This is a genomic window from Actinoalloteichus hoggarensis, from assembly GCF_002234535.1.
Lineage (GTDB): Bacteria > Actinomycetota > Actinomycetes > Mycobacteriales > Pseudonocardiaceae > Actinoalloteichus_A > Actinoalloteichus_A hoggarensis.
The window spans coordinates 1,852,019-1,877,325 of sequence record NZ_CP022521.1; the positions used below are offsets into that span (position 1 = coordinate 1,852,019).

General features: G+C 70.9%; 22 protein-coding genes. 15 read left to right on the top strand and 7 right to left on the bottom strand.

Annotated features, from left to right (window positions below):
• Window positions 1-106 precede the first annotated feature (106 nt).
• Window positions 107-958: a sulfurtransferase gene (locus AHOG_RS08235; RefSeq protein WP_093940818.1), complete on the top strand. Its 852-nt coding sequence runs from the start codon at window positions 107-109 to the stop codon at window positions 956-958.
• Between the two features lie 564 nt (window positions 959-1,522).
• Here AHOG_RS08235 and AHOG_RS08240 read toward each other — a convergent pair.
• Window positions 1,523-2,170, bottom strand: a complete 648-nt coding sequence (locus tag AHOG_RS08240; RefSeq protein WP_157736715.1) for a DUF3558 domain-containing protein — start codon at window positions 2,168-2,170, stop codon at window positions 1,523-1,525.
• 292 nt (window positions 2,171-2,462) lie between these two features.
• On the opposite strand from AHOG_RS08240, the gene AHOG_RS08245 reads away from it, so the two are divergent.
• Together AHOG_RS08245 and AHOG_RS08250 are read left to right on the top strand one after the other, a co-directional pair.
• Window positions 2,463-3,671 carry an acetoin utilization protein AcuC gene (locus tag AHOG_RS08245; RefSeq protein WP_093944273.1) on the top strand — a complete coding sequence of 403 codons (1,209 nt, stop codon included), beginning with the start codon at window positions 2,463-2,465 and terminating at the stop codon, window positions 3,669-3,671.
• Window positions 3,672-4,009: 338 nt separating this feature from the next.
• Window positions 4,010-6,763 (top strand): bifunctional acetate--CoA ligase family protein/GNAT family N-acetyltransferase, encoded by a 2,754-nt coding sequence (locus AHOG_RS08250; protein ID WP_093940820.1) that lies wholly within the window; start codon window positions 4,010-4,012, stop codon window positions 6,761-6,763.
• Between the two features lie 86 nt (window positions 6,764-6,849).
• On the opposite strand, the gene AHOG_RS08255 is transcribed toward AHOG_RS08250, so the two are convergent.
• Window positions 6,850-7,311, bottom strand: a complete 462-nt coding sequence (locus AHOG_RS08255; RefSeq protein WP_093940821.1) for a MarR family winged helix-turn-helix transcriptional regulator — start codon at window positions 7,309-7,311, stop codon at window positions 6,850-6,852.
• 52 nt (window positions 7,312-7,363) lie between these two features.
• On the opposite strand from AHOG_RS08255, the gene AHOG_RS08260 reads away from it, so the two are divergent.
• Window positions 7,364-7,798 (top strand): MarR family winged helix-turn-helix transcriptional regulator, encoded by a 435-nt coding sequence (locus AHOG_RS08260; RefSeq protein ID WP_093940822.1) that lies wholly within the window; start codon window positions 7,364-7,366, stop codon window positions 7,796-7,798.
• A gap of 38 nt (window positions 7,799-7,836) precedes the next feature.
• Here AHOG_RS08260 and AHOG_RS08265 read toward each other — a convergent pair whose 3' ends face one another.
• Complete coding sequence (locus AHOG_RS08265; protein WP_093940823.1) at window positions 7,837-9,141, bottom strand: sensor histidine kinase; 1,305 nt, start codon at window positions 9,139-9,141, stop codon at window positions 7,837-7,839.
• Between the two features lie 10 nt (window positions 9,142-9,151).
• Window positions 9,152-9,835: a response regulator transcription factor gene (locus tag AHOG_RS08270; RefSeq protein WP_093940824.1), complete on the bottom strand. Its 684-nt coding sequence runs from the start codon at window positions 9,833-9,835 to the stop codon at window positions 9,152-9,154.
• A gap of 206 nt (window positions 9,836-10,041) precedes the next feature.
• On the opposite strand from AHOG_RS08270, the gene AHOG_RS08275 reads away from it, so the two are divergent.
• Entirely contained in the window at window positions 10,042-10,620 is a 579-nt protein-coding gene (locus tag AHOG_RS08275) for a hypothetical protein (RefSeq protein ID WP_093940825.1), read from the top strand.
• Between the two features lie 105 nt (window positions 10,621-10,725).
• Here AHOG_RS08275 and AHOG_RS08280 read toward each other — a convergent pair whose 3' ends face one another.
• From AHOG_RS08280 to AHOG_RS08290, 3 genes are all read right to left on the bottom strand, one after another.
• A complete protein-coding gene (locus AHOG_RS08280; RefSeq protein ID WP_093940826.1) occupies window positions 10,726-12,150 on the bottom strand; it encodes a GntT/GntP/DsdX family permease in 1,425 nt (474 codons plus the stop codon).
• Entirely contained in the window at window positions 12,147-12,692 is a 546-nt protein-coding gene (locus tag AHOG_RS08285; RefSeq protein WP_093940827.1) for a gluconokinase, read from the bottom strand. The genes AHOG_RS08280 and AHOG_RS08285 overlap by 4 nt, the downstream gene beginning before the upstream one ends.
• Before the next feature lie 347 nt (window positions 12,693-13,039).
• A complete protein-coding gene (locus tag AHOG_RS08290) occupies window positions 13,040-15,193 on the bottom strand; it encodes a GmrSD restriction endonuclease domain-containing protein (protein WP_157736716.1) in 2,154 nt (717 codons plus the stop codon).
• Between the two features lie 907 nt (window positions 15,194-16,100).
• Between AHOG_RS08290 and ffh the strand changes: the two genes are divergently transcribed.
• The 10 genes from ffh to lepB all read left to right on the top strand — a co-directional run bounded on the left by ffh (window position 16,101) and on the right by lepB (window position 25,301).
• Window positions 16,101-17,690: a signal recognition particle protein gene (ffh, locus tag AHOG_RS08295; RefSeq protein WP_093940829.1), complete on the top strand. Its 1,590-nt coding sequence runs from the start codon at window positions 16,101-16,103 to the stop codon at window positions 17,688-17,690.
• A complete protein-coding gene (locus tag AHOG_RS08300) occupies window positions 17,687-18,793 on the top strand; it encodes an amidohydrolase family protein (protein WP_245856628.1) in 1,107 nt (368 codons plus the stop codon). Before ffh ends, AHOG_RS08300 begins: the two co-directional genes overlap by 4 nt.
• A gap of 93 nt (window positions 18,794-18,886) precedes the next feature.
• On the top strand, window positions 18,887-20,218 hold the full coding sequence (locus tag AHOG_RS29845) for a CPBP family intramembrane glutamic endopeptidase (RefSeq protein ID WP_245856630.1): 1,332 nt from the start codon (window positions 18,887-18,889) through the stop codon (window positions 20,216-20,218).
• Between the two features lie 362 nt (window positions 20,219-20,580).
• Window positions 20,581-21,306, top strand: coding sequence for a CPBP family intramembrane glutamic endopeptidase (locus tag AHOG_RS08310; protein ID WP_093944276.1), 726 nt, complete (start codon window positions 20,581-20,583; stop codon window positions 21,304-21,306).
• A 258-nt stretch (window positions 21,307-21,564) separates the two neighbouring features.
• The gene (gene rpsP, locus AHOG_RS08315) at window positions 21,565-22,017 is read left to right on the top strand and encodes a 30S ribosomal protein S16 (protein ID WP_093940830.1); all 453 of its coding nucleotides are present in this window, start codon (window positions 21,565-21,567) and stop codon (window positions 22,015-22,017) included.
• On the top strand, window positions 22,014-22,253 hold the full coding sequence (locus AHOG_RS08320) for an RNA-binding protein (protein ID WP_069848007.1): 240 nt from the start codon (window positions 22,014-22,016) through the stop codon (window positions 22,251-22,253). The genes rpsP and AHOG_RS08320 overlap by 4 nt, the downstream gene beginning before the upstream one ends.
• 8 nt (window positions 22,254-22,261) lie before the next feature.
• Window positions 22,262-22,825 (top strand): ribosome maturation factor RimM, encoded by a 564-nt coding sequence (rimM, locus tag AHOG_RS08325; protein WP_245856631.1) that lies wholly within the window; start codon window positions 22,262-22,264, stop codon window positions 22,823-22,825.
• Between the two features lie 166 nt (window positions 22,826-22,991).
• Window positions 22,992-23,795 carry a tRNA (guanosine(37)-N1)-methyltransferase TrmD gene (trmD, locus tag AHOG_RS08330; protein ID WP_093940831.1) on the top strand — a complete coding sequence of 268 codons (804 nt, stop codon included), beginning with the start codon at window positions 22,992-22,994 and terminating at the stop codon, window positions 23,793-23,795.
• A 152-nt stretch (window positions 23,796-23,947) separates the two neighbouring features.
• Window positions 23,948-24,307: a 50S ribosomal protein L19 gene (gene rplS / locus AHOG_RS08335; RefSeq protein WP_093940832.1), complete on the top strand. Its 360-nt coding sequence runs from the start codon at window positions 23,948-23,950 to the stop codon at window positions 24,305-24,307.
• Window positions 24,308-24,341: 34 nt separating this feature from the next.
• Window positions 24,342-25,301: a signal peptidase I gene (gene lepB / locus AHOG_RS08340; protein WP_245856637.1), complete on the top strand. Its 960-nt coding sequence runs from the start codon at window positions 24,342-24,344 to the stop codon at window positions 25,299-25,301.
• Window positions 25,302-25,307: the final 6 nt, after the last annotated feature.

A 25,307-nucleotide genomic window follows, 5' to 3' on the forward strand; every position in this document is an offset into this window, starting at 1 on the left:
TGATCGTCCACCGTCTTCATCGTAGGGTGCCTGCCGGATCCGGCTCGGTCCGCCACAGGCGTGGCGTGGTGGACCTTTCCGGCCTGGTTCCGCGAGGATGTGGGCTGTGCAGCCGTTGGTGAGTACCGAGGAACTGGCCGAGGCGATGGCGGGCGAGAACCCGCCGGTGCTGTTGGACGTGCGGTGGGCCCTCACCGGGCCGCCCGGGCTCCTCGCCTATGAGGCGGGCCATCTGCCCGGTGCGGTCTTCCTGGACCTCGACCGCGATCTGGCCGCTCCGGCGGGGCCCGGCGGCAGACATCCGCTCCCCGCTCCCGAGGATCTGGAGGCCGTTCTCCGGGCCGCGGGGGTCGGCGCCGATCGTCCGGTCGTCGCCTATGACGCCGCCGACGGCTCGGTGGCCGCGCGTGCCTGGTGGCTGCTGCGCTGGTCGGGGCATGAGCAGGTCGCGGTGCTGGACGGCGGGTTCGCGGCCTGGACGGCGGAGGGCCGAGAGGTCACGACCGTCGTTCCGCACCCGGAGCCGGGTGACGTCGTGGTGCTGCCGGGAAGCCTGCCGGTGCTCGACGCCGCCGGCGCGGAGGAGCTGGCCGAGCGTGGGGTGCTGCTGGACGCGCGGGCGCCACAGCGCTATCGCGGTGAGGTGGAGCCGGTGGACGCGAGGCCGGGCCACGTTCCCGGTGCTCGCAACGCCCCGTTCGTCGAGCATCTCGACGAATCGGGCCGCTGGCGTTCTCCCGCCGAGCTGGCCGAGCGTTTCGCGGCGCTGGGTGTCACCGAGGGCACGCCGGTCGGTGCCTACTGCGGATCAGGGGTCACCGCGTGTTCGGTACTGCTGGCGCTGGAGACCGCAGGCCTGAGCGGCCCCGACCGGCCGGCCGCGCTCTACGCGGGCTCCTGGTCGGAATGGGCCGCGCAGCCGCGGCGCCGTGCTGTCCTGGGCGCCTCGCCGCGTTGACATCGCCGCACGGCGAACCCGTGAAGGCCCGGGCGACGCGAGTCGGCTCCGACGTGTGCGATGCCCGGAGTCGGCAGCCCGTTTGCCTCCCGATGGGCGTCGAACTCACGTCGGGCAACGCGTGAGCCGCCGCCCGTCGGGCGGGCGGTCCGTCCGGCCATGGCCGGGGCCGCCCTCGGTCCGCGCGTGCCGGGGCCGCGGTGCGGTACCCGGCGGCGGACCGCCGGTGACGCGGGACGGCTGCCGACGTCACCTTGACTCCTGGGCCCCGGGGTCCTGGAGAACTCGTGGGCGCGCCCGAGGCGAGCCGGTCCCCGTCGACTCGAGTTCGTCCAGATCCGAGGCGTGGATCTCGAGCGCGGGCCGGTTCGAGTCGGCCGAGTCGCCCGCCCGGAGCACACCGCGGGCGGGTTACCTGCCCGGCTCCGTCGACCGGATCACGGCGGGACGGCGGTGCGGGCGGCGGACCGCACGCGGTGTGTCTACGGCCGCAGGCGCGGCCCCGGTGCGTCTGCCCGTCGACCCTTCCGCGGTCCGTCATCGGGCTGCGAGGATCAGACCTGTTCAGGCGGCGGGCACCGCGTCGTAGATGAGGCTCAGCACGGCCTCGGCCTCGGTGCAGAGATCGCGGGAGACGTCGCCGAAGGTGTCGAGGTCGACGTAGATCGTGTTGAAGACGACCGACGGGTCCTCGTTGACCACGGCGCCGAACTCGCAGCGTCCGTCGTCGACCAGGCGGTAGCCAGGGTGCCCGAGGATCTCGGTGTCCTCCTCGCCGTCCTCCCGCACCTCCTCGCCCCAGTAGGTCACGCCGAAACCGAGGTAGTTGTGCGACGTCCCGTCCAGCTCGATCGAGTAACTACAGGTGGTCGAATAGTCATTGGCCTCACCCACGTCGGATGAGCCGACGGCGGCCGCGATGGCAGCCGCGTCCACGATGCCGCAGAAGGCCTCGACGTCCCCGGGGTTCTTCGCACCGCCGCCTCCTCCGCTGCCGCCGCTGTCCGGCGTCGGGGTGGTGGGGTCGGGGATCGGGATCGACGGCGAAGAGGTCTCGTCCGTGTCCGAACCGGTCTCCTGCGCTTCGTCGGACCGCGAGCCGCCCGCGCCGGGTGCGGGAGAGGCGGTGCCCGCCACCGGCGTGGCACACGCTCCTAAACCGAGAACGAGCAGGAGGGCACTGATCGCGGTGGTCAGGCTTCGCTGAGACATGGCGCGCATACCTTTCAGACGGGCGCCGGGCACATTCGGTTTCACGACGTCCGGAGTGGACTCCGTCGAGCTGATCCCGGATTCGGCACCATGGGAGATCTGGCCGGACCATGGAGGCAGGCAGGATCGCTGAGACGGTAGCCGACGACCCCGCCGCACCACACGTTGAACGGCGAACTCCGACGCAGCGTGTCCGGGGATGAGCGCTTCGCGACGAGCGAGGACCCGCCTGCGATGGCTCGTGCTCGGGCGATCCCGCCGCCGGGGCGCCTCGAAGCGGTACGGTCGGCCGGTGGCGTCGGCGGCGATCGTGTGGGATGCGGACCTCCTCGGATACGACATGGGGGCGTCCCATCCGCTCACCCCGCTCCGGCTCGACCTGACGATGCGGCTGGCTCGTGAGTCGGGAGTCCTCGACGAGGTATCGCTGGTTCGGCCGACGCCGGTGGACGAGACGTTGCTCGCGGGCATCCATGACCACGCCTATCTCGCCGCCGTTCGTGCGGCCTCCGAGCCTGATGCCGAAGTGCGCCCGGAGCTCATCGCCCGCTTCGGCCTCGGCACGGTGGACAACCCGATCTTCCCCGGTATGCATCAGGCGTCCGCCCTGATCGCAGGCGGTTCGGTCGCCGGGGCACGGGAGATCATCGAGGGTCGCGCGGACCGAGCGGTGCACATCGCGGGCGGGCTGCACCACGCGATGGCCGGTCGAGCGGCGGGGTTCTGCGTCTACAACGACTGCGTGGCCGCCATCACGTGGCTTCTCGAGCAGGGCCTGGAGCGGGTGGCGTACCTCGACGTGGACGTGCACCACGGCGACGGGGTGCAGGCCGCCTTCCATGACGATCCGCGGGTGCTGACCGTCTCGGTCCACCAGCATCCGACGACGCTCTGGCCGGGAACAGGCAGCCCCGACGAGGTGGGCGGCCCGGGCGCCGAGGGCCGCACGGTGAACCTGGCGCTGCCGCCGGGCACCGACGACGCCGGCTGGCAGCGTGCCTTCCATGCGGTGGTGCCCTCGGTGCTCGCGGCATTCGAGCCGCAGCTGCTCGTCACGCAGTGCGGCGTCGACACTCACCGGGAGGACCCGCTGGCGGATCTCGCGTTGACGGTCGACGGGCATCGGGCGATCTATCGGACTCTGCGGGATCTGGCGCGGGCTCACGCCGGAGGGCGCTGGCTTGCGCTCGGCGGCGGCGGTTACTCACCGTATCGGGTGGTGCCGAGGTCGTGGACGCATCTGCTGGCGGTGGTGCTGGACCGTGACCTTCGGCCCGAGACGGCGACGCCGGCGGGATGGCAGGCTCATGTCGCCGAGCTGGCCCCCGACGTGCCCGTTCCGGCCACGATGTCGGACGACCTTCGCGGCGATGGGGATGGAGCAGGCAGTTTCCCGGCCTGGGACGGCGGCGTGTCGCATCCGGTCGATCGGGCCGTGTCGGCCGTCCGCCGGGCGGTGTTCCCCCTGTACGGACTCGACCCGCACGACCGACGGGACTGAGCGGCGTCGCAGACCGCCCCGATCCACCGCTCGACGTCGGTGCGGCCTGCCCGCCGACGCTCCGTGGTGGTCGCCGTCCCAGCGCGTCGTCGAGAGGGCATGGTCGGCAGGCCTCGTGGAGCCCGAACGAATCGGTTGCCCACGCCCGTCGACGTGGTACCCGGTGTCGATCGGCGCGGACCCCGATCGAGGCCCGAACCTGTTGGCGACTCGGCGTCGTCGTGCCACGGTGGGGACGGCGGCGCGGCGCCGCACATGGTGCGGTGTATCGGCCTTGACCGGCGGGTCCGCGTCTTCGGTGCGACGTCCGCGGCGGTCGACGAGAAGGGCGGCGGCTGATGAGTTCCGAATCCCGACGACGGGAGGAGACGGCGACGGCGACCGGTGCGCCCGCCCACTGGGCGGCCGACGTGGTGCTCAGCGACGGCGGCACCGTGCATCTGCGGCCGTTGGTGCCCGAGGACGGTCCGCGCCTGGTGGCGCTGCACTCCCGGATGAGCGAGCGGACCCGCTACCTGCGTTACTTCGGCGCCTACCCCCGGATGCCCGCCTCGGACATCCGGCGGTTCAGCACCGTCGATCACCGCGAACGGGTCGCGTTCGGGGCACTGCTCGGTGACGACATCGTCGCCGTCGGCCGCTATGACCGACTGCCGGGGAGCGCGGCCGCGGAGGTCGCGTTCGTCGTCGAGGACGGCCATCAGGGCCGTGGACTCGGTTCGATCCTGCTGGAGCATCTGGCTGCCGCGGCGCGGGAGCGCGGCCTTCGCGGCTTCGAGGCCGAGGTCCTCGCGGAGAACGTCCAGATGGTCTCGGTGTTCCGCGAAGCGGGATACACGGTGCGTCGGGAGCACGACGAGGGCGTCCTGCACCTGGAGTTCACCATCGACCCGACCGAACGGTCCGTGGCCGTCGCCAGGGCGCGTGAACAGGCCGCCGAGGCTCGCAGCGTCCACAATCTGCTGCATCCCGGTTCGGTGGCGGTGATCGGGGCCTCCACCGACCACGCCAAGCTGGGCCATGCGGTGCTGACCAATCTGTTGGCGGCCGACTTCGCCGGACCGGTGTATCCGGTCAACCCGGAGCATCGCTCGGTGCGGGGCGTCCGGGCCTATCCCTCGGTGGTGGACATCCCCGACGAGGTCGATCTCGCGGTGGTGGCGGTGCCCGCGGCGCGGATGGACGAGGTGCTCGACGGCTGTCTGGCCAAGGGCGTGAAGGCGCTGGTGGTGATCAGCGCGGGCTTCGGCGAGACGGGCGAGGACGGGTTGGGCGCCGAGCGGCGCCTCGTCCGGGCGGCGCGGGCGCACGGGATGCGAGTCGTCGGCCCGAACGCGCTCGGCGTGGTCAACAACGATGTCGAGGTGCGCTTGAACGCCTCCCTGGCGCCTGGTCTGCCCGCGCCGGGACGGGTCGGCTTCTTCTGTCAGTCCGGTGCGCTGGGTACCGCGATCCTGGCCGCGGCCGCCGCACGAGGACTGGGCCTGTCCACGTTCGTCTCGGCGGGCAACCGCGCCGACGTCTCGGGCAATGATCTCCTCCAGTACTGGCAGACCGACCCGGGCACCGACGTGGTCCTGCTCTACCTGGAGTCCTTCGGCAATCCCCGCAAGTTCGCGCGACTTGCCCGCAGGCTCGGCCGCACCAAGCCGATCGTGGCGGTCAAGTCGGGCAGGCATTCGGGTCCGCCCGCCCTGGCGGCGACGTCGGTTCCGGTGGACGAGACCAGCGTCGCGGCGCTGTTCGAGCGGTCGGGGGTGATCCGGGTGGAGACGCTGGCCCAGCTCTTCGACACGGCACTCGTCCTGGCGAATCAGCCGTTGCCCGCGGGTGACCGGGTGTCGATCGTCGGCAACTCGACCGCGCTGGGACTGCTCGCGGCCGACGTCGCGCTGGCCGAGGGCCTGCGGCTCACGGGCGGCCCGGTGGACGTCGGCGCCGCCGCGACGCCGGAGCAGTTCGCGTCCGCCGTGCGTGCGGCGATCGAGTCTCCCGACGTCGACGCGCTGGTGGCGGTGTTCGTGCCGCCTGTGGCGGTGCCCGGCAGCGCCTATGCGAGGGCCCTGCGGGCCGCGGTGTCCGACCCGCCCGGCGGAATCCGTAAGCCGGTCGTCTCGACGTTCCTCGCGGTGGAGGGCATTCCGGACGAGCTGGCCGTCCTCGGTCCCGGCGGCTCGCCGGGACCGGGCTCCGTGCCGTCGTATCCGAGCCCGGAACGTGCGGTGTCCGCGCTGGCCAGGACCGTTCGCCACGCCCGATGGCGGTCCGCGCCGCAGGGCGAGGCCTACCGTCCGGCGGGTGTCGAGCCCGACCGTGCCGCCGGTCTCGTCGATGCCTGGCGAGCGCGGCTCGGCTCGGCGCCGGTCGCGGCAGACGGATCGAGTCCGTCGACGGCGGGCTCGTCCACTGCCTCGGATCGGGCGACGATCACGTTGTCGGACGACCAGGTCGGCGAGCTGCTGGGCTGCTACGGCATCGAGCCGGTGCCCTTCACCCTCGTCGAGTCGCTCGAGGAGGCGCTGGACGCCGCATCGGAGCTGGGCTTCCCCGTGGCGTTGAAGAGCGCGAATCCCGCCCTACGGCATCGGCCGGACCTGGTCGGCGTCCGGTTGGGTCTCACGAGTCCGGATCAGGTGCGGTCGGCGTTCCATGGTCTGCGGGAGGCGTCTCCGACGGGAGGGCTGTACGTGCAGCGGATGGCGCCCGCCGGCGTGTCCTGTGTGATCGCGTTACAGGACGACCCCTCGTTCGGCACGTTGTTGTCCTTCGGGCTGTCCGGGATCGCGGGGGAGCTCCTCGGCGACCGGGTGTATCGGGCGGTGCCGCTGACCGACGTGGACGTCGACGCGGTGATCCGCGAGCCGAGGGCCGCACCGCTGCTCACCGGGTATCGGGGCAGCACGCCGTGTGACCTGGTGGCCTTGGCGGACCTGGTCTCTCGGGTCTCCGCCCTCGCCGAGGACGTGCGTGCCGTTCGGATGCTGTCGCTCGACCCGGTGCTGTCGGCCGCCTCGGGTGCGTACGTCGCCGGTGCCCGGATCGTCCTCGGTCCGGAGCCCACCTCGGATGCGGGGCCGAGGCGGCTCCGCTGATCGTCCTCGACCGAATCGGCGCCGTCCCGGGGGCGTCCCGTCCCGTCGGCTCCCGCCGTGCGGGCCGCGCGGGGCGGCGCCGCCGATCAGGAGTCGGACCCGGTGGGCAGTCGAGCCGCGAACGCGGTGAGCAATCGCGCGAAGTCGGCTTGATCCTCGGAGCTGAACGTGGACATCGCGGCGGCCAGGACGCTCTGCCGGAACCGGTGGACTGCCGCCGAGGCGGTACGGCCTTCGGCCGTGCGGGTCAGCACCGTGCGGCGCCCGTCTCGTTGATCGGCCTCCCGGCGCAGCAATCCTGCGGAGACCAGCTCGGAGACCAGTCGGCTGGCCCTCGGCCGGTCCACCGACAGCGCCGAGGCGACGTCGGTGACACCGATCGGTCGTCCGTCCAGCTCGGCGGCCTCGACCGCGTCGAGCACCTCGAAGCCCGCGGTGCTCGGCGAGACGCCGTTCTGCTCGCTCGCGAGACGCCCGATGACTCGGCGACTCTGCATCCTGCGGATGACCACCATGGCTCGTTCGACGGCCGCTACGTGCTCGTTCACCGTCCTCCATCACATATCATCGTGCAACTGGTTGTGAGATTACAATAAAAGGGTGACCGTGATGGACGAGGCGCGCACACCGATCGGCTTCTGGCTCAGACATCTGGATCAACTCATCGAGACCGGACTGGACGAGGCACTGACGGCGGCGAACGTGACGCGTCGACAGTGGCAGGTGCTCTCGCTGCTGCGCGCCCGGCCCAGGGACCCGGCGGAACTCCTGGTGGAGCTGCGGCCCTTCGCCACGATCGTCGAGGCCCACACGGTTCTCGACGATCTGCGCGACCGAGGCTGGATCGACGACGAGGCCGACCACTGCGCGATCACCGCCGACGGCGTCGCCGTCTGGAGCGCGGCCGCCGAGCACGCCCACGAGTTCCGGCGTGCCACCTCGGACGGGATCACCGAGGAGGAGTACCGCACGACGCTTCGAGTGCTGCGTCGGATGGCGGGGAACATCGTCGAGCGGGCCGTCTCGCCGCGCTGAGGCGCGAGTACGCTGCCCGCCCTGACCGGCCCGGACGGTCAGTCGGTCGGCGGTCCCAGATCCAGGGTGATCTGTGCTCCGCCCCAGGCCGAGGCGCCCAGACTCAGGCTCCCGCCGGAGGCCGCGGCCGTCCGTCGGGCGATGTCCAGTCCCAGCCCGGTCGATCCCGCGCCGCTGGCACCCCGCCGCAGCGGACCGGTGTCGCCGTTCGCCGACTCGCCGAAGCCCGGCCCGGCGTCGGCGACGACGAGCCGGGCCCCGCCGGTGGGCCAGGCCAGCAGCCGGACCGCGATGGCACTGCCGTCCGGGGTGTGCGCGAAGACGTTGCCCAGCAGGGCGTCGACACAGGCCGCCAGATCCGCCTCGACAAGACGGACCGGCACCGGACCCAGCGCCAGGTCCAGTTCCACGGGCCGTTCGGTGTCCTCGGCCAGGACGGACCAGAACTGCACGCGATCCCGTACCACCGCCGCCGCGTCACACCAGATCGGCAGCGGATGGACACCCGTCTCGACGGCGCGTCGTCTGGCGTCACCGATGATCTCGGTGACCGCGCGCTCCAACTCGGCCACGGAGGCGCTGATCCGCCGGGCCTCCGCAGGATCGTTGAGGCCCTCGGCCTCCAGCTTCATCGAGGTCAACGGTGTGCGCAGCCGATGGGAGAGGTCTGCGACGGTCTCCCGTTCCTCACGGAGCAGCTCCTTGATCCGGCCGGCGAGATGGTTGAGTCCGCCTGCCACCTCACGCAGCTCCGTCGGGCCCTCCGGGGTGGCCCGCGCGTCCATCTCGCCCGCCGCGAGCCGGTGCGACACGTCGGCGAGCCTGCGGGTCGGCCGGACCAGCGAGTGTGCCAGTCGGTCGGAGACCAGCACGCTGACCGCCATCAGGGCGATGCCGAGCAGCAGCAGGATCAACCACGATCTGGTGACTCCCTGCCGCATCTCCTCGGTGGTCACCAGCGTGCGGATCACCGCGGTACGACCGTCGGCGTCCACGGTGGCGAAGAGGATCTCGCGCCCCGCCGGTGTCTCGGCCGACAGGCTCTGTCCGAGCATGGCCAGCTCCACCGCGTCCGTGGGGGCGGTCTCCTCGCCGACGACCGTGCCGTCGGGAAGGAACACGCTCACCGGCCGATCGACCAGGCCGTTGGCCCCGAGGCTGCGTTCCAGCGCCTCGACATCGCTGTTGGCCACGACCCAGATGAGCGACTGCGCCTCGACCGTCGCCGCGTGCACCGCCCGGTCCTCGGCGAAGGTGCGGATCAGCAGGGCCAGCGGGATCAGGAACGCCACCAGGACGAGCGAGGTCGTCGTGCCCACCAGGATCGCGAGTCGACGTCTCATCGGGCTCTCCTCATCCCTGCGGGGCGGCGAGCTTCACGCCGACCCCGCGCACGGTGTGCAGATAACGTGCGTGCTGAGCGGTCTCGCCGAGCTTCCGCCGCAGCCACGACAGATGGACGTCCACCGTCTTGTCCGCGCCGCCGTAGGGCACCTGCCAGACCTCGGTCAGCAGCTCGCGTTTGCTGACCACCTCGCCCGCGCGGGTCGCCAGATAGTGCAGCAGATCGAACTCGCGTGGCGTCAGATCCAGTCGTCTGCCGTCGAGCTCCACCTCGCGCGCCCGCCCGTTGACCCGCAGTCCACCGACGATGACCGTCGGATCCTCGTCCTCTTCGCTCCCTCTGCGCAGCACCGCCCGGACACGCGCGTCGAGCTGGCCCGCGCCGAAGGGCTTGGTGAGGTAGTCGTCGGCTCCCGCGTCGAGTGCGGCGATGATCTCGGTCTCGTCGTCTCGCGCGGTGGCCACGATCACCGGGACACGACTGACCGCGCGCAGCATCCGCAGCATCTCGCGGCCGTCCATGTCGGGCAGCCCGAGGTCGAGAACGACGAGATCGGGACGGTCGGCGACGGCCTGGGAGAGCCCGTCCATCGCGGTCCTCGCCGAGGCGACGGCGTGCCCGCGTTCGGTCAACGCTCGGGTGAGCGCGGTGCGAATCGTCGCGTCGTCCTCGATCAGCAGTAGATGGGCCACCTGAGAACGCTAACCGAGGACGGGGCGGGTCGAGACCGCCCGGACGAGTCCTAAGGCCGCCTTATCCTCGCGTTAACCCTCGAGATCGCGGTGTGGACGAATCATCGTCGCGCGTCTGTCGGACGTCGACCGAGGCGAGTCGCGTCGAGAGAAGCGCTAAGCGAGCCTTAGTGTCGTCTTAACCATCTTCGAGCCAAGGTGACGACATGACCGAGGAGCGGCCCGCACAGGGCAGGACGGCGTTGGGCATCGTGGGCTGGGCGGCGGCCGCCGTGGTGGCGACCGGAGTCGGTGTCGCCGCCCTGAGCGCCATCGGTGCGGGGATCACCGAGTCGGTGATCCGCCCGCTGAGCCAGTCCGAGGTCGAGGGACGGCTCGCCGCCGCGACGGCCGCGGGAGACGCCGCCGACCGAGGCGGGCTCGACACGCCGCCCACCTCGGCTGTGCCGTCCGAGGGCCCGGCGGCGTCGGAGTCGGCCTCGCCGCCGCCGAGCGGCGAGCCCTCGTCACCGGACGAGGACGCCGCCGCGCCGCCCGACCCGGAGCGCATCGACACCGTCGGTGGCATGGTGACCGCCCGATGCGGGGATGCCGACGTGGTGGAGCTGGTGGCGCAGGCCCCGGCACAGGGGTTCGGCGTCGACGTCGACGTGGAGGACGAGGGAGATGACGATGAGCCGCTCGGGGCCGTCACGGTGCAGTTCGAATCCGAGGAGCTCGACGTCGAGGTGCTGTTGATCTGCTCAGGGGGAGTGCTGTCCCACGAGACGTCCATCGACGACTGAGCTGCTCGACCGCCGAGCCCGCACACCCGCCGGGCTTCGGCCCCACGGTGCGAGCGGGCCGCGGAATCGTGTCCGGCGGCCCGCCGCACGGGGACGTCCCGGCCGCTAGACCACCAGGTCCAGCAGGAGCAGGCAGATCAGGGCGAAGACCGAGATGATCGTCTCCATCACCGACCACGTCTTGATCGTCTGCCCGACGGTCATCCCGAAGTACTCCTTGACCATCCAGAACCCGGTGTCGTTGACGTGGGAGAAGAACAGCGAGCCCGCGCCGATCGCCAGAGCGAGCAGCGCGCCCTGCGCCGGGTCGAGGCCTGCCGCCAGCGGGGCGACGATCCCGGCCGCCGAGATGGTCGCCACCGTCGCCGAACCGGTGGCCAGCCGGATTCCCACCGCGATGAGCCAGCCGAGGATCAGCGGCGAGAGTGCGGCGTCCTGGCCGTATCTGGTGATGATGTCGGCCACCCCGGACTGCACCAGGGTCTCCTTGAAGCCGCCGCCCGCACCGGTGATCAGCAGGATTCCCGCGATCGGCGGCAGCGAGGCGCCGAACACCTCGGTGATCCGTTCCCGATCGAAGCCCGCGCCTGTGCCCAGCGTGAACATCGACACCAGCGTCGCCACGAGTAGCGCGACCAGCGGCGTGCCGAGGAAGTCCAGCGCGGTGCGTACGGTGCCGCCGTCGGCGAGCCAGATCTCGCCGACGGCCTTGCCCAGCATCAACACCACGGGCAGCAGCACCGTGGCCAGCGTCGCGCCGAAGGCCGGCCTGCGTGGCGGGGCCTCGCCCTCGGCCGTGTCGGCCGCTGATCGGGGCAGCAGATGCGCGGGCGGGGAGACCTCGACCCAGCGGGCGGCATAGCGGGCGAACAACGGCCCTGCGACGACGACCGTCGGCACGGAGACCAGAATGCCGAAGCCGAGGGTCAGCCCCAGGTCCACCTGCAGGCTGTCGACGGCGATCAAGGGGCCGGGATGCGGCGGAACGAGCCCGTGCAGCACCGACAGGCCCGCCAGCGCGGAGACGCCGATGAGCATCAACGGCTGCCTGCTGCGCTGCGCGACCAGCAGGATCACCGGGATCAGCAGGACGACGCCGACCTCGAAGAACATCGGCAGCCCGATGATCACGGCGACCAGGGCGATCGCCCAGGGCAGGGCGCGCACCCCGGATCGGCCGAGGATGGTGTCGACGATCCGATCGGCGCCGCCGGAGTCGGCGAGGATTCTTCCCAGCATGGCGCCGAGGGCGATCAGTGCACCGACCCCGCCGATGGTGCTGCCTAATCCGGCGCTGAACGTCTCGACGATCTCGGCGACGGGCATCGCGGCGATCAGCCCGAGCGCGCCCGCTCCGAGAGTGAGGGCGAGGAACGGGTGGACCTTCAGCCAGGTGATCAGCAGGACGATGACCGCGATCCCGGCGAGGGCCGCGACGACCAGCCGGGTGTCCTGACCGGTCCACGGCCCGCCGCCCTGCGCTAACAGGGTGGCCGGCCGCAGCGACAGGACACTCGCCGCCGGGCTCATGTCGGATCTGCTTTCGCCTCGCTCACCGCGGTGATCGCCGTCAGCGCCTTCTCGACGATCGTCTCGGCGTCCTCGGCGACGTCCGCCGTGTAGCCGAACTCGTCGGGTTCCAGCGGTTGCAGATCGGCGAACTGGGAGTCCAGCAGCGAGGCGGGCATGAAGTGCCCGGTGCGGCCTGCCAGCCGATTCCCGATCACCTCTCGGCTGCCCGCCAGGTGCAGGAACCACACCCCGTCGTTACCGCTGCGCAGCAGATCGCGATAGGAGCGCTTCAGCGCGGAACAGGTCACGACCCCGTTCACGTCCGCCCGCTCCTGCTCGTGGATCCACGCCGCGATGGAGCGCAGCCACGGCAGCCGATCCTGATCGTTCAACGGGACGCCGGACTCCATCTTCGCGATGTTCTCCGGCGGATGGAACTCGTCTGCCTCCGAGTAGGTCACCCCGAGACGGTCGGCAAGAGACCGAGCGATCGTGGTCTTGCCGGAACCGGACACGCCCATGACCACCACGATGGTCGCGGGTCGCTTCCTTGCGGACATCCGTGCTCCTCACCTTCGGCTGCCGGGTGCGTGGGAGACGCCCCGCCTCCAGCAGTCTCCTTGATCAGCCGGGTGCGACACCAGAGCCGCGTCCCGATCGCCGTCCCGCCCGACGGGCGCATGCCCCGACTTCGGCGACCGCCGCCGCCCTGCGGCCGTGGAGTGTCGCGATCCGAGCCTGACAGAGCCGGCCGTCGGGGGCCGAACGGCCACGCCGATCGGCGAGTCGCGGCGGCACACGGGGCCACGCGGGCACGGACCTCTCCTCAGGCGGACCGGGGTTCGTGCCCGGCGGGCCCGGAATGTCGCGGGGCGGCGCGGCCCCTCGGCGGCGCACCGGAGTCATCTCACTCCATCAGGCCCTGCGCGAGCGCCTCGCGCCGCAGATCGGAGAGCAGCGTGCCCGTGGCGTCGGAGCCCGCGCGCCAGAAGTCCCAGCCGTTGCAGGCCTTGACGTTCAGCGCGACCGCCGCCGCCCTGGACACCGAGTCGAAGGTCTGTCCGCTGGGCAGCCTGATCCGGCCGCCTTCGGTGACACGTGCGGTGTAGGTGTGCTTCTTGCGGTGGCCGTAGAGCTCGGTGCCGTCCTCGATCAACCCGGCCTCGATGAGGTCCGCGATCTCGACGCCGTAGCGTGCCTTGCGGCGGCTGCGCTTGACGGTGGCCCGATTCGGCGGGGTGTTCTCCGGTCGCAGGCCGAGAAGCTCCGGACGCCAGATCAGCTCGCACAACCGCCGGTACAGGCGCTGTCGGATCTGGATCGCGTCCAACCCGAAATGATCCGGCCACGGGCGGAACACCTCGGCGAGGTCGTGGTCGGCCACGAATCGCGCGAACTCCGGCTCGGCGTCCAGCGTCTCGGGATGCAGCGAGGCCGCGAGCAGGTTCTGCTCCCGGTAATGGTCGATCTTCGTGGCGTGCTCGTCCGGCAGCCGATCGCCCGAGGGCAGGAGCAGCAGCGCCCCCAGGCGTTCCCGGAAGTCCTCGAACGCCTCGGTCGTCATGATCTCGGCCTGGTAGCGCGGGAAGGCACGCGGCCAGACGTGTTCGATCTCCCAGGGCTGCGCGTCGTCGAGATAGACGGCGATCAGATCGGGACGCCCGGCGGCCACCTCCACGAACGCCGTCAGCCGGGCGAGCACGTAGCGGACCTGGGCCCAGTTGCCGGGTTGGAGGCTGAGCCGGTCCACACCGGAGAAGTCGTCGGGCAGGGTGGCGGCCTCGGCCTCCAGCAGTCCGGTGAGTCCTTCCAGGCCCTCGGCGCTGCGCAGCCGCACGGTCAGCTCGTCGACCTCGGGGCGCACCTGATGTGGCAGCAGGCTTCGATTGTTGACGATCTTCAGCGTGGTGGCGAGGTCCAGATAGCCCGCGATGCGCCTGCTCTTCTCCTCGAACACCTCGTCGGGGTCGTCGGGGCGCAGCGCGGACAGGATCGGCGGCAACGGGTCCACGACCTCCAGCCGTGCCGTGTGGAAGACGGCCTCCATCCCGGGCACGAGCATGGCCGAAGCGTCCTTCAACGCGCTGTACTGCCTGCTGAGGGGCACGAGGAAGTACTCGACGAAGGCTCGGAAGTCCGCCGCTGTTCGCAGCTCCAGCCGTATCTCGTTCTTGCGCACCCACTCGTGGAAGGCGCGGTCGATCTCCACCAGGTCGGCGCTGTCGGCGTCGAAGGCCGCGAACTTCGCGATCAGCACCGCCTTGACGAATTCGCTGGGCGTGTCGACCCCGTGCCGGGACAGATCGGCGATCATCCGGCGCCAGAGGTCGTTCAGCTGTCGTCTGCCGGTCTCGGCCCTGGCCAGCAGGTAGCTCTTGAGCAGGTCGACGGGGCTGAGCCGGGCGCCCCTGTTGTTCATCGTCTCGAAGATCTCCCAGCCGTGCTCCCGGTCGAGCGCGTCGATGGAGACCAGGCAGACCCGGTCGAGAAGCCAGTCGTGGAAGAACGGCAGCGCCTCGTCGCGCAGGCTCGCGGGGAAGTCCTCCTCGATGTCGCGGGCCCGCTCGTAGAGGTTGCGCACCGACAGACTGGCGTCGGCGGGCGGAGGCTTGGGGATGCCTCGCAGGAAGGCGTTGAGCACCTCGTTGCGTTCGGGGATGTCGATGTTGAACGTCGTCTCGCCGTGCCGAGTGCTGTAGATCATGGGGTCGAGGCCCTTGGCGTCCTGATCGAGGTCCTGTTCCTCAAGGAGCCTGCGGAGGTAGACGACGATCAGATGCAGCGTCGTGAGCCGTTGTTGTCCGTCGACGAGGAATGCGGCGTCCGGGGTCTGGTAGCACACGATCGGACCAAGGAAGTACGGGGCATATCCGATGGTCTCGCGGCGCGAGTGCGTCGGCCGCCACTCCCGGATGAACCGCCGTTCCAGGTCGTGCAGCAGCGCGACGACGTCCTTGCGTGACCAGCTGTATTCGCGCTGGTAGTAGTCCAGTTTGTACTTCTTGTTGCTCAGGAGTTCCTGGACCGTGGCCCCTCGGCCCTCCACCGGACTCTGTGCCACCGCGACCCCTCCGAAGCCCTTGTGATCCCGACGACGGAGTGTAATCGAAAAGATCGTCAGTTCCCTCGATGGAGTGATGCAGTCGTGTGGTCCGGCCATGCTCGCCGCAGGCGACGGCTGACCGAACCCGGCGGGATCGCCGGGCGTCGAGCTCGTACCTCCGACCGTCCGGGGCGGCGGGGAGCCGGACCGAGCAGTGCATCCCCGCGTCGAGACGAGGTCGCCCGCGTCGGAGGCAGTCATGATCGAGGGCGATCCCGACGTACCGCGTCGATCTCCGATCTCCGACCGGCCGCCTGCGGCCGACACCGCCGTTTCGACGATCACCGTGGTCCTCGCGCAGGGCTCCGTGCTGAGCGTCGTACGGTGGCGACCACCGCCGCCCCCAGCGGCGAGGTCCGGCCCGCCAGCTGCTCATGCGGCCGTCGACGAGGCCTGCGTGCCGCGCGCCGGGCGCCTGCGGCCGGCGGAGACTCGGCGGCGGTGTGAGCTGCCGGACGATCATGAGCGCGTCCCGGCGAGGCGGACGAATCCGACGCCACCCGCCGCCCCGACGCGGGGCGAGATGCCGGACCCGGCCGGCGGGGACGGTCCTCGTCACGGAGTTCGGCCCGACCGCGGACGTCATCCGCCGCCCCGCTCGCTCGACCGCACCGCTGGAGGCCTCGACGGTTCCGTCGCGGCTCGCCGTCGCGTCGGCCGCAGGTCGTCGTGTCCGTCGCGGCGGGCGCGCGGCGGGCCTGGCCTGCGCCCGAGGACCGAACCGGTCCACGGCCGCTCACACACGCCGTGACGACCGTGCGCCACGACGGGGGACCTCGGGCGGCTACCCTCGCAGGAAGCACTGCCAACCGGGTGAGGCCTGCCCCCGTGGGCCTTCCCGACGAGTCCTGGAGCCTGAGACCTCGTGTTCGACACTCTCTCCGATCGTCTCACCTCGGTTCTGAAGAACCTGCGGGGCAAGGGACGACTGTCCGACGCCGACATCGACTCGACCTGCCGCGAGATCCGCATCGCGCTGCTGGAGGCCGACGTCGCGCTTCCGGTCGTCCGGGCGTTCATCGCCCAGATCAAGGAACGCGCCAAGGGCGCCGAGGTCTCTCAGGCGTTGAACCCCGCCCAGCAGGTCGTCAAGATCGTCGACGAAGAGCTGGTCGCCATCCTGGGCGGGGAGACCCGCCGCCTCAATCTGGCGAAGAACCCGCCGTCGGTGATCCTGCTCGCCGGTCTCCAGGGCGCCGGTAAGACGACCCTGGCGGGCAAGCTCGCCAAGTGGCTGCGGGGCCAGGGTCACACCCCGTTGCTGGTGGCCTGTGACCTTCAGCGGCCGAACGCGGTCACCCAGCTCCAGGTGGTCGGCGAGCAGGCGGGCGTCCCGGTGTACGCCCCCGAGCCGGGCAACGGCGTGGGCAATCCGGTCGAGGTCGCTCGGCAGTCGATCCTGGAGGCGGAGCGGGCCCAGCACGACATCGTGCTCGTGGACACCGCCGGTCGTCTCGGCGTCGACGAGGAGATGATGCGGCAGGCCGCGGACATCCGCGACGCCGTCTCGCCCGACGAGATCCTCTTCGTCCTGGACGCGATGGTCGGTCAGGACGCGGTCAACACCGCCGAGGCGTTCCGGGACGGCGTCGGCTTCACCGGCGTGGTGCTGACGAAGCTCGACGGCGACGCCCGAGGCGGCGCTGCGCTGTCGGTCCGGCACGTCACCGGCCAGCCGATCCTCTTCGCCTCCAACGGGGAGAAACTGGACGACTTCGACGTCTTCCACCCCGATCGGATGGCCAGCCGCATCCTCGGCATGGGCGACGTTCTCAGCCTCATCGAGCAGGCCGAGCAGCACTTCGACCAGGAGCAGGCGGAGAAGGCCGCCCACAAGATCGGCTCCGGCGAGCTGACGCTGGAGGACTTCCTGGAGCAGATGCTCGCCATCCGCAAGATGGGCCCGATCGCCAACCTGCTCGGGATGCTGCCGGGCGCGGGTCAGATGAAGGATCAGCTCGCGGACTTCGATGAGAAGAGCCTCGACAGGATGCAGGCCATCATCCGCGGCATGACGCCCGCGGAGCGTGCCGATCCCAAGATCATCAATGCCTCCCGGCGGCTGCGGATCTCGCGTGGCTCCGGTGTCGCGGTCAGCGACGTCAACGATCTGGTCACCCGGTTCTTCGACGCCCGCAAGATGATGCAGCAGATGGCGGGCCGGTTCGGCATGCCCGGCGCGGGCGGCGGCGGGAGCAGCCGCAAGGGCAAGGGCAAGAAGGGGAAGAAGGGCAAGGGACGCGGCCCGACCCCGCCCAAGGTGCGCGGCGGAATGCCCGGCTTCCCCGGCGGATTCCCCGGCGGGATGCCGGGCGGCTTCCCCGGTGGTCTGCCCGGCGGACCGCAGGGCGGCGCGGGACAGATCCCGCCGGGCCTGGCAGGCATGGACCAGCTCCCGCCCGGCTTCGACCCGAGCAGGCTGACCTTCGGCGACAACAAAAAGAAGAAGAAGTGACGCAGGCGCCGCCCGCACTGCACCTCACCGGTGTCACCCTGCCCGACGGCGTCACCCGCGACCTGTGGGTCTCGGCGGGCCGTATCGGCTTCGACCCGGTTCCCGACGCCCGGCCGCTGGCAGGCGGCTGGCTGCTGCCCGGACTGGTCGACGCGCACTGTCATATCGGGATCGACCCCACCGGGCCCGTTCCAGTGGCGGAGGCGGCCCGTCAGGCCGAGATCGAGCGCGACGCGGGCGTTTTGCTCGTCCGAGACTGCGGCGTTCCGGTCGACACTCGGCCGTTGCAGTCCCGGGACGACCTCCCGCGCATCATCCGGTCGGGCAGACACCTCGCCCGGCGCAGGCGTTATCTGCGTGATCTCGGTCTGGAGCTCGACGACCCGGCCGAACTGCCCGCTGCCGTCGCGGCGCAGGCGGCCGAGGGCGACGGCTGGGTCAAACTCGTCGGAGACTGGATCGACCGGGAGATCGGTGATCTGGCGCCGCTGTGGCCCGACGACGTCCTCGTCGAGGCCGTGGCGGCCGCCCATCAGGCAGGCGCGCGGGTCAACGCCCATGTGTTCGGCGCGGACGCCCTGCCCGGACTCCTCGCGGCGGGCGTCGACTGCATCGAGCACGGCACCGGCCTCACCGACGACACCATCGACCTGATGGCGCGGCAGGGCACCGCACTGGTGCCCACCCTGATCAACACGGCCGAGTTCCTCACCATCGCCGACTCGGCGGTCCGGTTCCCCCGCTACGCCGCGCACATGCGTGCGCTGCACGCGCGCAGGCTGCCGACCGTCGCGGCGGCGGCGGAGGCGGGGGTGCCCGTCTTCGCGGGCACCGACGCGGGCAGTTCCGCGGGAACGGGCATCGGGCACGGTCGCATCGCCGACGAGGTGATCGCGCTGGCCGAGGCAGGCCTGTCGCGACGGCAGGCGCTCGGCGCGGCCAGCTGGGCGGCACGTGACTGGCTCGGCTTCCCCGGCCTGGTCGACGGCGCGTCGGCGGACCTGGTGATCTACGACGCGGACCCGAGGGACGACCTCGCCGTCCTGCGTTCGCCGAGGGACGTCGTGTTACGCGGCGTGGTACATCCGGGCAGCGGACGCTGAGCACACGGACCCGGCGATGAGACCCGGGCTGATCACGGACCGGCCGCAGGTCGGCCGGGGCTGACCGTCGAGGCGCGGTCGGAAGGACAGGTTGTGGGCAACGAACCTCCCCTGAACAGTGACGACCCCGACGGCACGCCGAAGGCCGAGCGCGTTTCCGACGCGGCGGCCGGGCCACAGGGCCAGATCGAGGGTGACGGAACTCCGCAGGCTCAGGCACGATCCGAGGCGCCGGAGCCCGGCGGCGCCGCGGCAGGCCGTGCCGGCACGGCGGCCGGACCCGCCGCACCGATCGACGAGCCCGCCGACACGGACCCCGCCACCCCGGCGAGCGGGCAGGCGGGCACCCCCCAGGCCGCTCTCACAGCCGAACACCGTCCCGACCGAACGCTCGACGCGTCCTCCGCCGCCGAGCAGCATCGGCCGGGGACGACGCCGATGCCCGGCACCGCAGGCGGCGGTTCCCCCGGTCGGGCCCCCGGCAGTCCGGTGGCGGTGGTCCCCGGTATGACGCCGGGTGCGTCTTCCCCCGCCGCTCCGCCGCCGGGCGGGCTCCCTCCGGGGGCGGCCGGGCCCGGTGTCGGGCAGCATCCAGGGGCCGCGCCCGTCCCGTATCCCTCGGCGCCGTCCTGGGCGAGTTACGGAAGGCCGATGGGCGGCGTTCAGGACGGCTACGATCCCAGGCTTCACTCCCGTTACTGGGAGGCCCAGCTGGAGGCGGGGGCCCGGAGCAGCCTGCACTGGGGATTCCTGGCCTTCTTCCTCGGCTGGGGCGGCTACTACCTCACCGGCATGCTGCTCTCGGTCGTCATGTCGGGTCGGTTCGAGAACTTCGATCAGCTCGACCCCCCGCCACTCGGTCCGTTGCTGCTGCTCTCCCTGCTGCCCAACCTGTTCCTCGGGCTCGGTCCTGCCGTGCTGTCGTGGTGGAAGGGCAGCGGGACGCGCCGGGACTTCGGCATCGTGCCGAAATGGCGTGACGTGTGGGTCGGGCTGTCCTGTGGGGGCGCGGGTCTGCTCGGCGCCTTCATCGTCGCTCTGATGGTGATGGGCGACGCGGTCGAGAACGGCGATGAGAGCGCCATCAGCGGGATGGGCGCGTTGTTCGAAGGCCAGGCGATCTGGGTCTTCTGTCTCGCCCTGTTCATGTTCATCGGCGCACCGCTCACCGAGGAGCTGCTGGTCCGAGGCGCGCTCTGGGGTGCCCTTGAGCATTTCAAGGTGCCGCGTTACGCCGTCCTCCTGCTGACCACCTTCGTCTTCGCGTTGATTCACGAGGAGCCGATGCGGACGCCCATCCTGTTGGTCGGCGGCCTGGCCATGGGAATCGCCCGAATGATCACCGGCCGGGTCTCCGCCGCGATCATCGCCCATGCCGCCTACAACTTCCTGCCGGCGTTGATCTTCTACACCCAGTTCTCCTGAACCGCCGCCGGCCGGCCGGCCCGACGGCGAATCACGGTGGTGACGCCGCCGCCTCCTCCCGGTCGGAATCGGCGGTACGGGCGGTTCTCATGCCTCCGTGGACTGCCGCGGGCCCGTCGATACGGACTAGCCTCGACGAAGGGCACCGATTCAGACCGAGCACCCGCGTGTGGGAGGCGGAGCGCTCGTCGGGACCCGCAGAGATGGCTGCCTGGCCTTGACGAAGCGGGGTGTGGGTGAGCGAGCCCGAGAAGTCGCGGAAGCGAAGCGGCGGACACGCGGAAATCGACGATACCGACTTCACCGGCACCGTACCTCCGAAGGCAGGCGGGAATGGCGTCAGGGCGACGCGAGCGGGGTCCGTGGTCGCCGCGCCGCCGAAAGCCGCGCCGCCGCACCGTTGGGGATTCGGCGTCTTCTTTCTCTCGCAACTGGTCTTTCTCCTCTCCTCGGTCTTCGTGGTCGCGCCGTTCGGCGACACGACCGAGGATCCCGGGCTGCGACCCGCCGTGCTGCTGATCGGACTGATCGTCCCGACGGTCCTCTCGGCCACGGTGGTCGTGGTCGCCACCCTGGTCCGGGGCAACGGCCCCCGGGCGGATCTGGGACTGCGCTGGTCGTGGGCCGACGTCCGGACGGGGCTGGGCCTGGGCGCGGTCGGGATCGTGCTCACGCTGGGCGCGTCCCGGCTCTGGACGAACTGGGTGGGGGAGGACCAGGCGACCTCCGCCGTCGGCTCGCTGCTGGACGATCTCCGGTTGCCCCCCGTGCTGGCGGTGCTGATCTTCCTGCATCTGCTGGTGCTGGCGCCGCTGTGTGAGGAGCTGGTGTTCCGGGGCGCGTTGTGGGGCGCGATGGATCGGCTGCGCTGGAGCCGGTGGAGCGCCTTCGCGGTGACCACGGCGCTCTTCGCCGTCGCACACCTGGAACCGGCCCGCACTCCGCTGCTGCTGATCATCGGCATCCCGATCGGGCTTGCCAGGCTCTTCACCGGACGGCTGATCGCGGCCGTCATCGCGCATCAGGTGAACAATCTGCTGCCCGCGCTGGGCGTCCTGTTGCTGGCCCTCGGCGTCATCCCGACCTGACGGGACGGGACGGGCGTCCGGGGGCGCCGACCGATGTCACCCGGCTCGGCCACCGTGCCTGCGGCGTGCGTGGCGAGGGACGGGGTTCCTCCGCCGCGGTCGCGGTCTGGCAGAATGTCTCCTTGTCCGCCATGGCGTCGGTCCCTCTCACTGACTCGTGGCCAGCTAGATGATGTCCGAACGCTCGGACCCGTCGCCCCACTCGGGCCTGCGGGCGTTCACCCATGAGCAACGAGAGCTTGAGGAGCACCTGTACCCGTGGCCGTCAAGATCAAGCTGATGCGGCTTGGCAAGATCCGTGCGCCGTACTACCGGATCGTCGTCGCCGACTCGCGCACCCGCCGTAACGGCAAGGCGATCGAGACCATCGGCAAATACCACCCGACCGAGGAGCCCAGCTTCATCGAGGTCGACGGTGAGCGCGCTCAGTACTGGCTGGGTGTCGGCGCGCAGCCGACCGAGCCCGTGCAGCGGCTGCTGGAGCTGACCGGCGACTGGCAGCGCTTCAAGGGCCTGCCCGTGCCCGAGGGCGTGCTGAAGGTCAAGGAGCCGAAGCCCGACAAGCAGGCGCTGTTCGCGGCGGCGCTCGCGGCGGCGGGCGAGGAGCCCATGGCCGACGCGACGACGCCGAAGAAGAAGGCCGCCAAGAAGGCCGACGAGCCCAAGGCCGAGGCCGAGGGCGGCGAGAAGACCGCGGACGGCCAGGCGTGAGCGTCCTCGCGGACGCCCTGGAACACCTGGTCCGAGGGATCGTGACCAACCCGGACGACGTCCGAGTTCAGCTGATCACCTCCCGGCGGGGACGCACCCTCGAGGTGCACGTGCACCCTGACGACCTGGGCAAGGTCATCGGCCGCAGTGGGCGTACGGCCACTGCGCTGCGCACCGTGATGGCCGGCATCGGCGGTCGCGGTGTGCGGGTGGACGTGGTCGACACCGACCGTTGACGCCAGAGGTGACCAGGAACCGAAGTCGAGACGACGACTCTGCCGACTCCCTGCTCGTGGGGCGGGTGAGCAGGCCGCACGGCGTCCGAGGTGAACTCGTCGTCGACGTGCGGACGGACTCTCCGGCGGAGCGGTTCGTCGTCGACGGCATCGTCGAGGCCCGGCTGCGAGACGGCGGTTCTCAGTCGCTCACCGTGACGGCCGCGAGGTCGCACGGTGAGCGACTGCTGCTGAGCGTGGCCGGTGTCTCGGACCGAGACGGCGCGGAGCGCCTGCGCGGCGCTCTGCTGACCGTGCCGAAGTCGTCGCTGCCTCCCACGCAGGACCCGGACGAGTACTACGATCACCAGCTCGAGGGACTCGCCGCCGTGCTGCCGGACGGCTCGCCGCTCGGCGTGGTCCGCGAGGTGTTGCACGGGGCCGGCGGCGATCTGCTCGCCGTGCGTCTCACCGGCGGTGACGAGGCGTTGATCCCCTTCGTCCGGGAGATCGTGCCGACGGTGGACGTCGACACGGGCGTGCTCGTCGTCGATCCGCCGCCCGGCCTGGTGGACGATCAGTTCGAGGAATGAGCTCGCGGCGCACGTGTGTCGGTGGTCATCCCGTTCGTCGGCGGCCGTTCTCGGTGCTGTCAGTGGTTCCGACACGGGGCCCGGTCGCGTGCGCCGTCCGGCGGCAGTGGTTCGACGTCCTGTGGGCCGTGCGTCCAGGCCCGGCGGCGGCAGGTGAAGGGGAACAGTGCGGATCGACGTCATCACCATCTTCCCGGAGTATCTCGACCCGCTGCGGGCCGCGCTGCTCGGCAAGGCGATCGATCGCGGTCTGATCGAGGTCGGGGTGCACGACCTGCGAGACTGGACGCACGACGTGCATCGAGCCGTGGACGACAGCCCGTACGGCGGCGGTCCCGGCATGGTGATGAAGCCCCAGGTCTGGGGACCCGCGTTGTCGGATGTCTGTGCTCCCCGTCCGGATCGCGAAGGCCCGCCGACGCTGATCGTCCCCACTCCGGCGGGCCGGCGCTTCGATCAGCGCACCGCCGAGGAGCTCGCCGGGTGTTCGTGGCTCGTCTTCGCCTGCGGCCGGTACGAGGGCATCGACGAGCGGGTGGTTCAGGACGCCGCGGAGCGAATGCCGGTCCGTGAGCTCTCCATCGGCGACTATGTGCTGGTCGGCGGGGAGGTGGCGGTGCTCACCATGGTCGAGGCGGTCAGCAGGCTGCTGCCCGGCGTGCTCGGCAACCCCGCCTCGGCACAGGAGGACTCGTTCTCCGACGGGCTGTTGGAGGGCCCCTCCTACACTCGGCCGGAGGTGTGGCGAGACCGGCCGGTGCCGGAGGTGCTGCGCTCAGGCAACCACGCGGCCATCCGGAGGTGGCGTCGCGACCAGTCCATCGTCCGCACCTATCACCGCAGGCCGGACCTACTGGCGGCGCTGGACGAGGCCGCGCTCGACAAGCATGACCGTCGGCTGCTGGCCGAGCTTCACGAGTCGGTGCACGGCGAAGGCGAGTCCGGTGGTTCAGGCGGCCCGATTTCATGACCAGGTCGCGGCCGTGGCACACTGGAGAGGCTGCTGTCGTCGGACAGACCGACGCGCGCCAGATGCCCATTCCCATGCAGGGTCGCGCTGTGTAGACAGCCGTGCCCGCGCGGGCACGAGATGCCCGATTGATTGACGAGGACGGACCACCGATGAACACCCTGGACGCTCTGGACGCTCAGTCGCTGCGTTCCGACATCCCGGCCTTCCGGCCCGGAGACACGTTGAAGGTTCACGTCCGCGTCATCGAGGGCTCCCGCCAGCGGATCCAGGTGTTCCAGGGCGTGGTGATCCGCCGCCACGGCGGCGGAATCCGCGAGACCTTCACCGTCCGTAAGGTCTCCTTCGGCGTCGGCGTGGAGCGCACCTTCCCGGTGCACTCGCCGAACATCGCCCAGATCGAGGTGGCGACCCGAGGTGACGTGCGCCGGGCGAAGCTGTACTACCTGCGCGAGCTCCGCGGCAAGGCCGCGAAGATCAAGGAAAAGCGCGAAACGCCGACCGCGTCCTGACCGCGTTCGAGATCACGTAACGTAGCCTGGGAGCGTGGCAGACCTCGTGCCCTCCACCTCACCACAGGGCGAATCAGACCAGCCGAATCCCTCGGATCGACCTTCCGAATGGCAGCACAGAGACCATGCGGGGGGTGCCGGGCATTCGGGGCCGTCGTCGGCGGACGATGCCGACGACGGCCGGGAGAAGCCGTCCAAGCCCGCGAAGAAGGGTTCCTTCTGGCGCGAGCTGTTCGTCCTGGTAGGGATCGCGGTGGTGTTGACCATCGTGATTCAGACCTTCCTGGCGAGGGTCTACGTGATCCCCTCCCAGTCGATGGAGGAGACCCTGCACGGCTGTGCGGGCTGTACCAACGACCGGGTGCTGGTCGACAAGATCACCTATCGGTTCACGGACCCGGAGCCCGGCGACGTGGTCGTCTTCCGAGGCCCGGAGGCCTGGGGACAGAACGACTTCATGACTGCCGAACCCGCCAACCCGGTGGCTCGCTTCGTGCAGAACGTCGGGGCGATGTTCGGGTTCGCCCAGCCGGACGAGAAGGACTTCGTCAAGCGGGTGATCGCCACCGGCGGCCAGACCGTCGAGTGCTGTGACGAGGAGAATCGAGTCCTCGTCGACGGCGACCCGCTGGACGAGCCGTACATCTTCTGGCAGCCGGGCCGTGGCAACACGCAGGAGCCGTTCGGCCCTGTCACGGTGCCCGACGACCACATCTGGATGATGGGCGACAACCGCAACAACTCGCTCGACTCCCGGGTGCAGGGCGGCGGCGGCGAGCTGGGTGCGGTGCCGCTGGACAACGTGATCGGCAAGGCGAGGATCGTCGTGCTGCCCCCGCAGCGATGGCAGGGCATCAGCGATCACGACCCGCAGCAGTCGGTGCTGAGCGCGCCCGCCTGGCAGGCGGCGGTGCCCGCCGGGCTCGGTCTGCTGGGCGCCTTCCCGACGCTCTGGCTGGGTCGCAGGCTCCTCGGCCGCCGAGACCGGGACTGACACGAG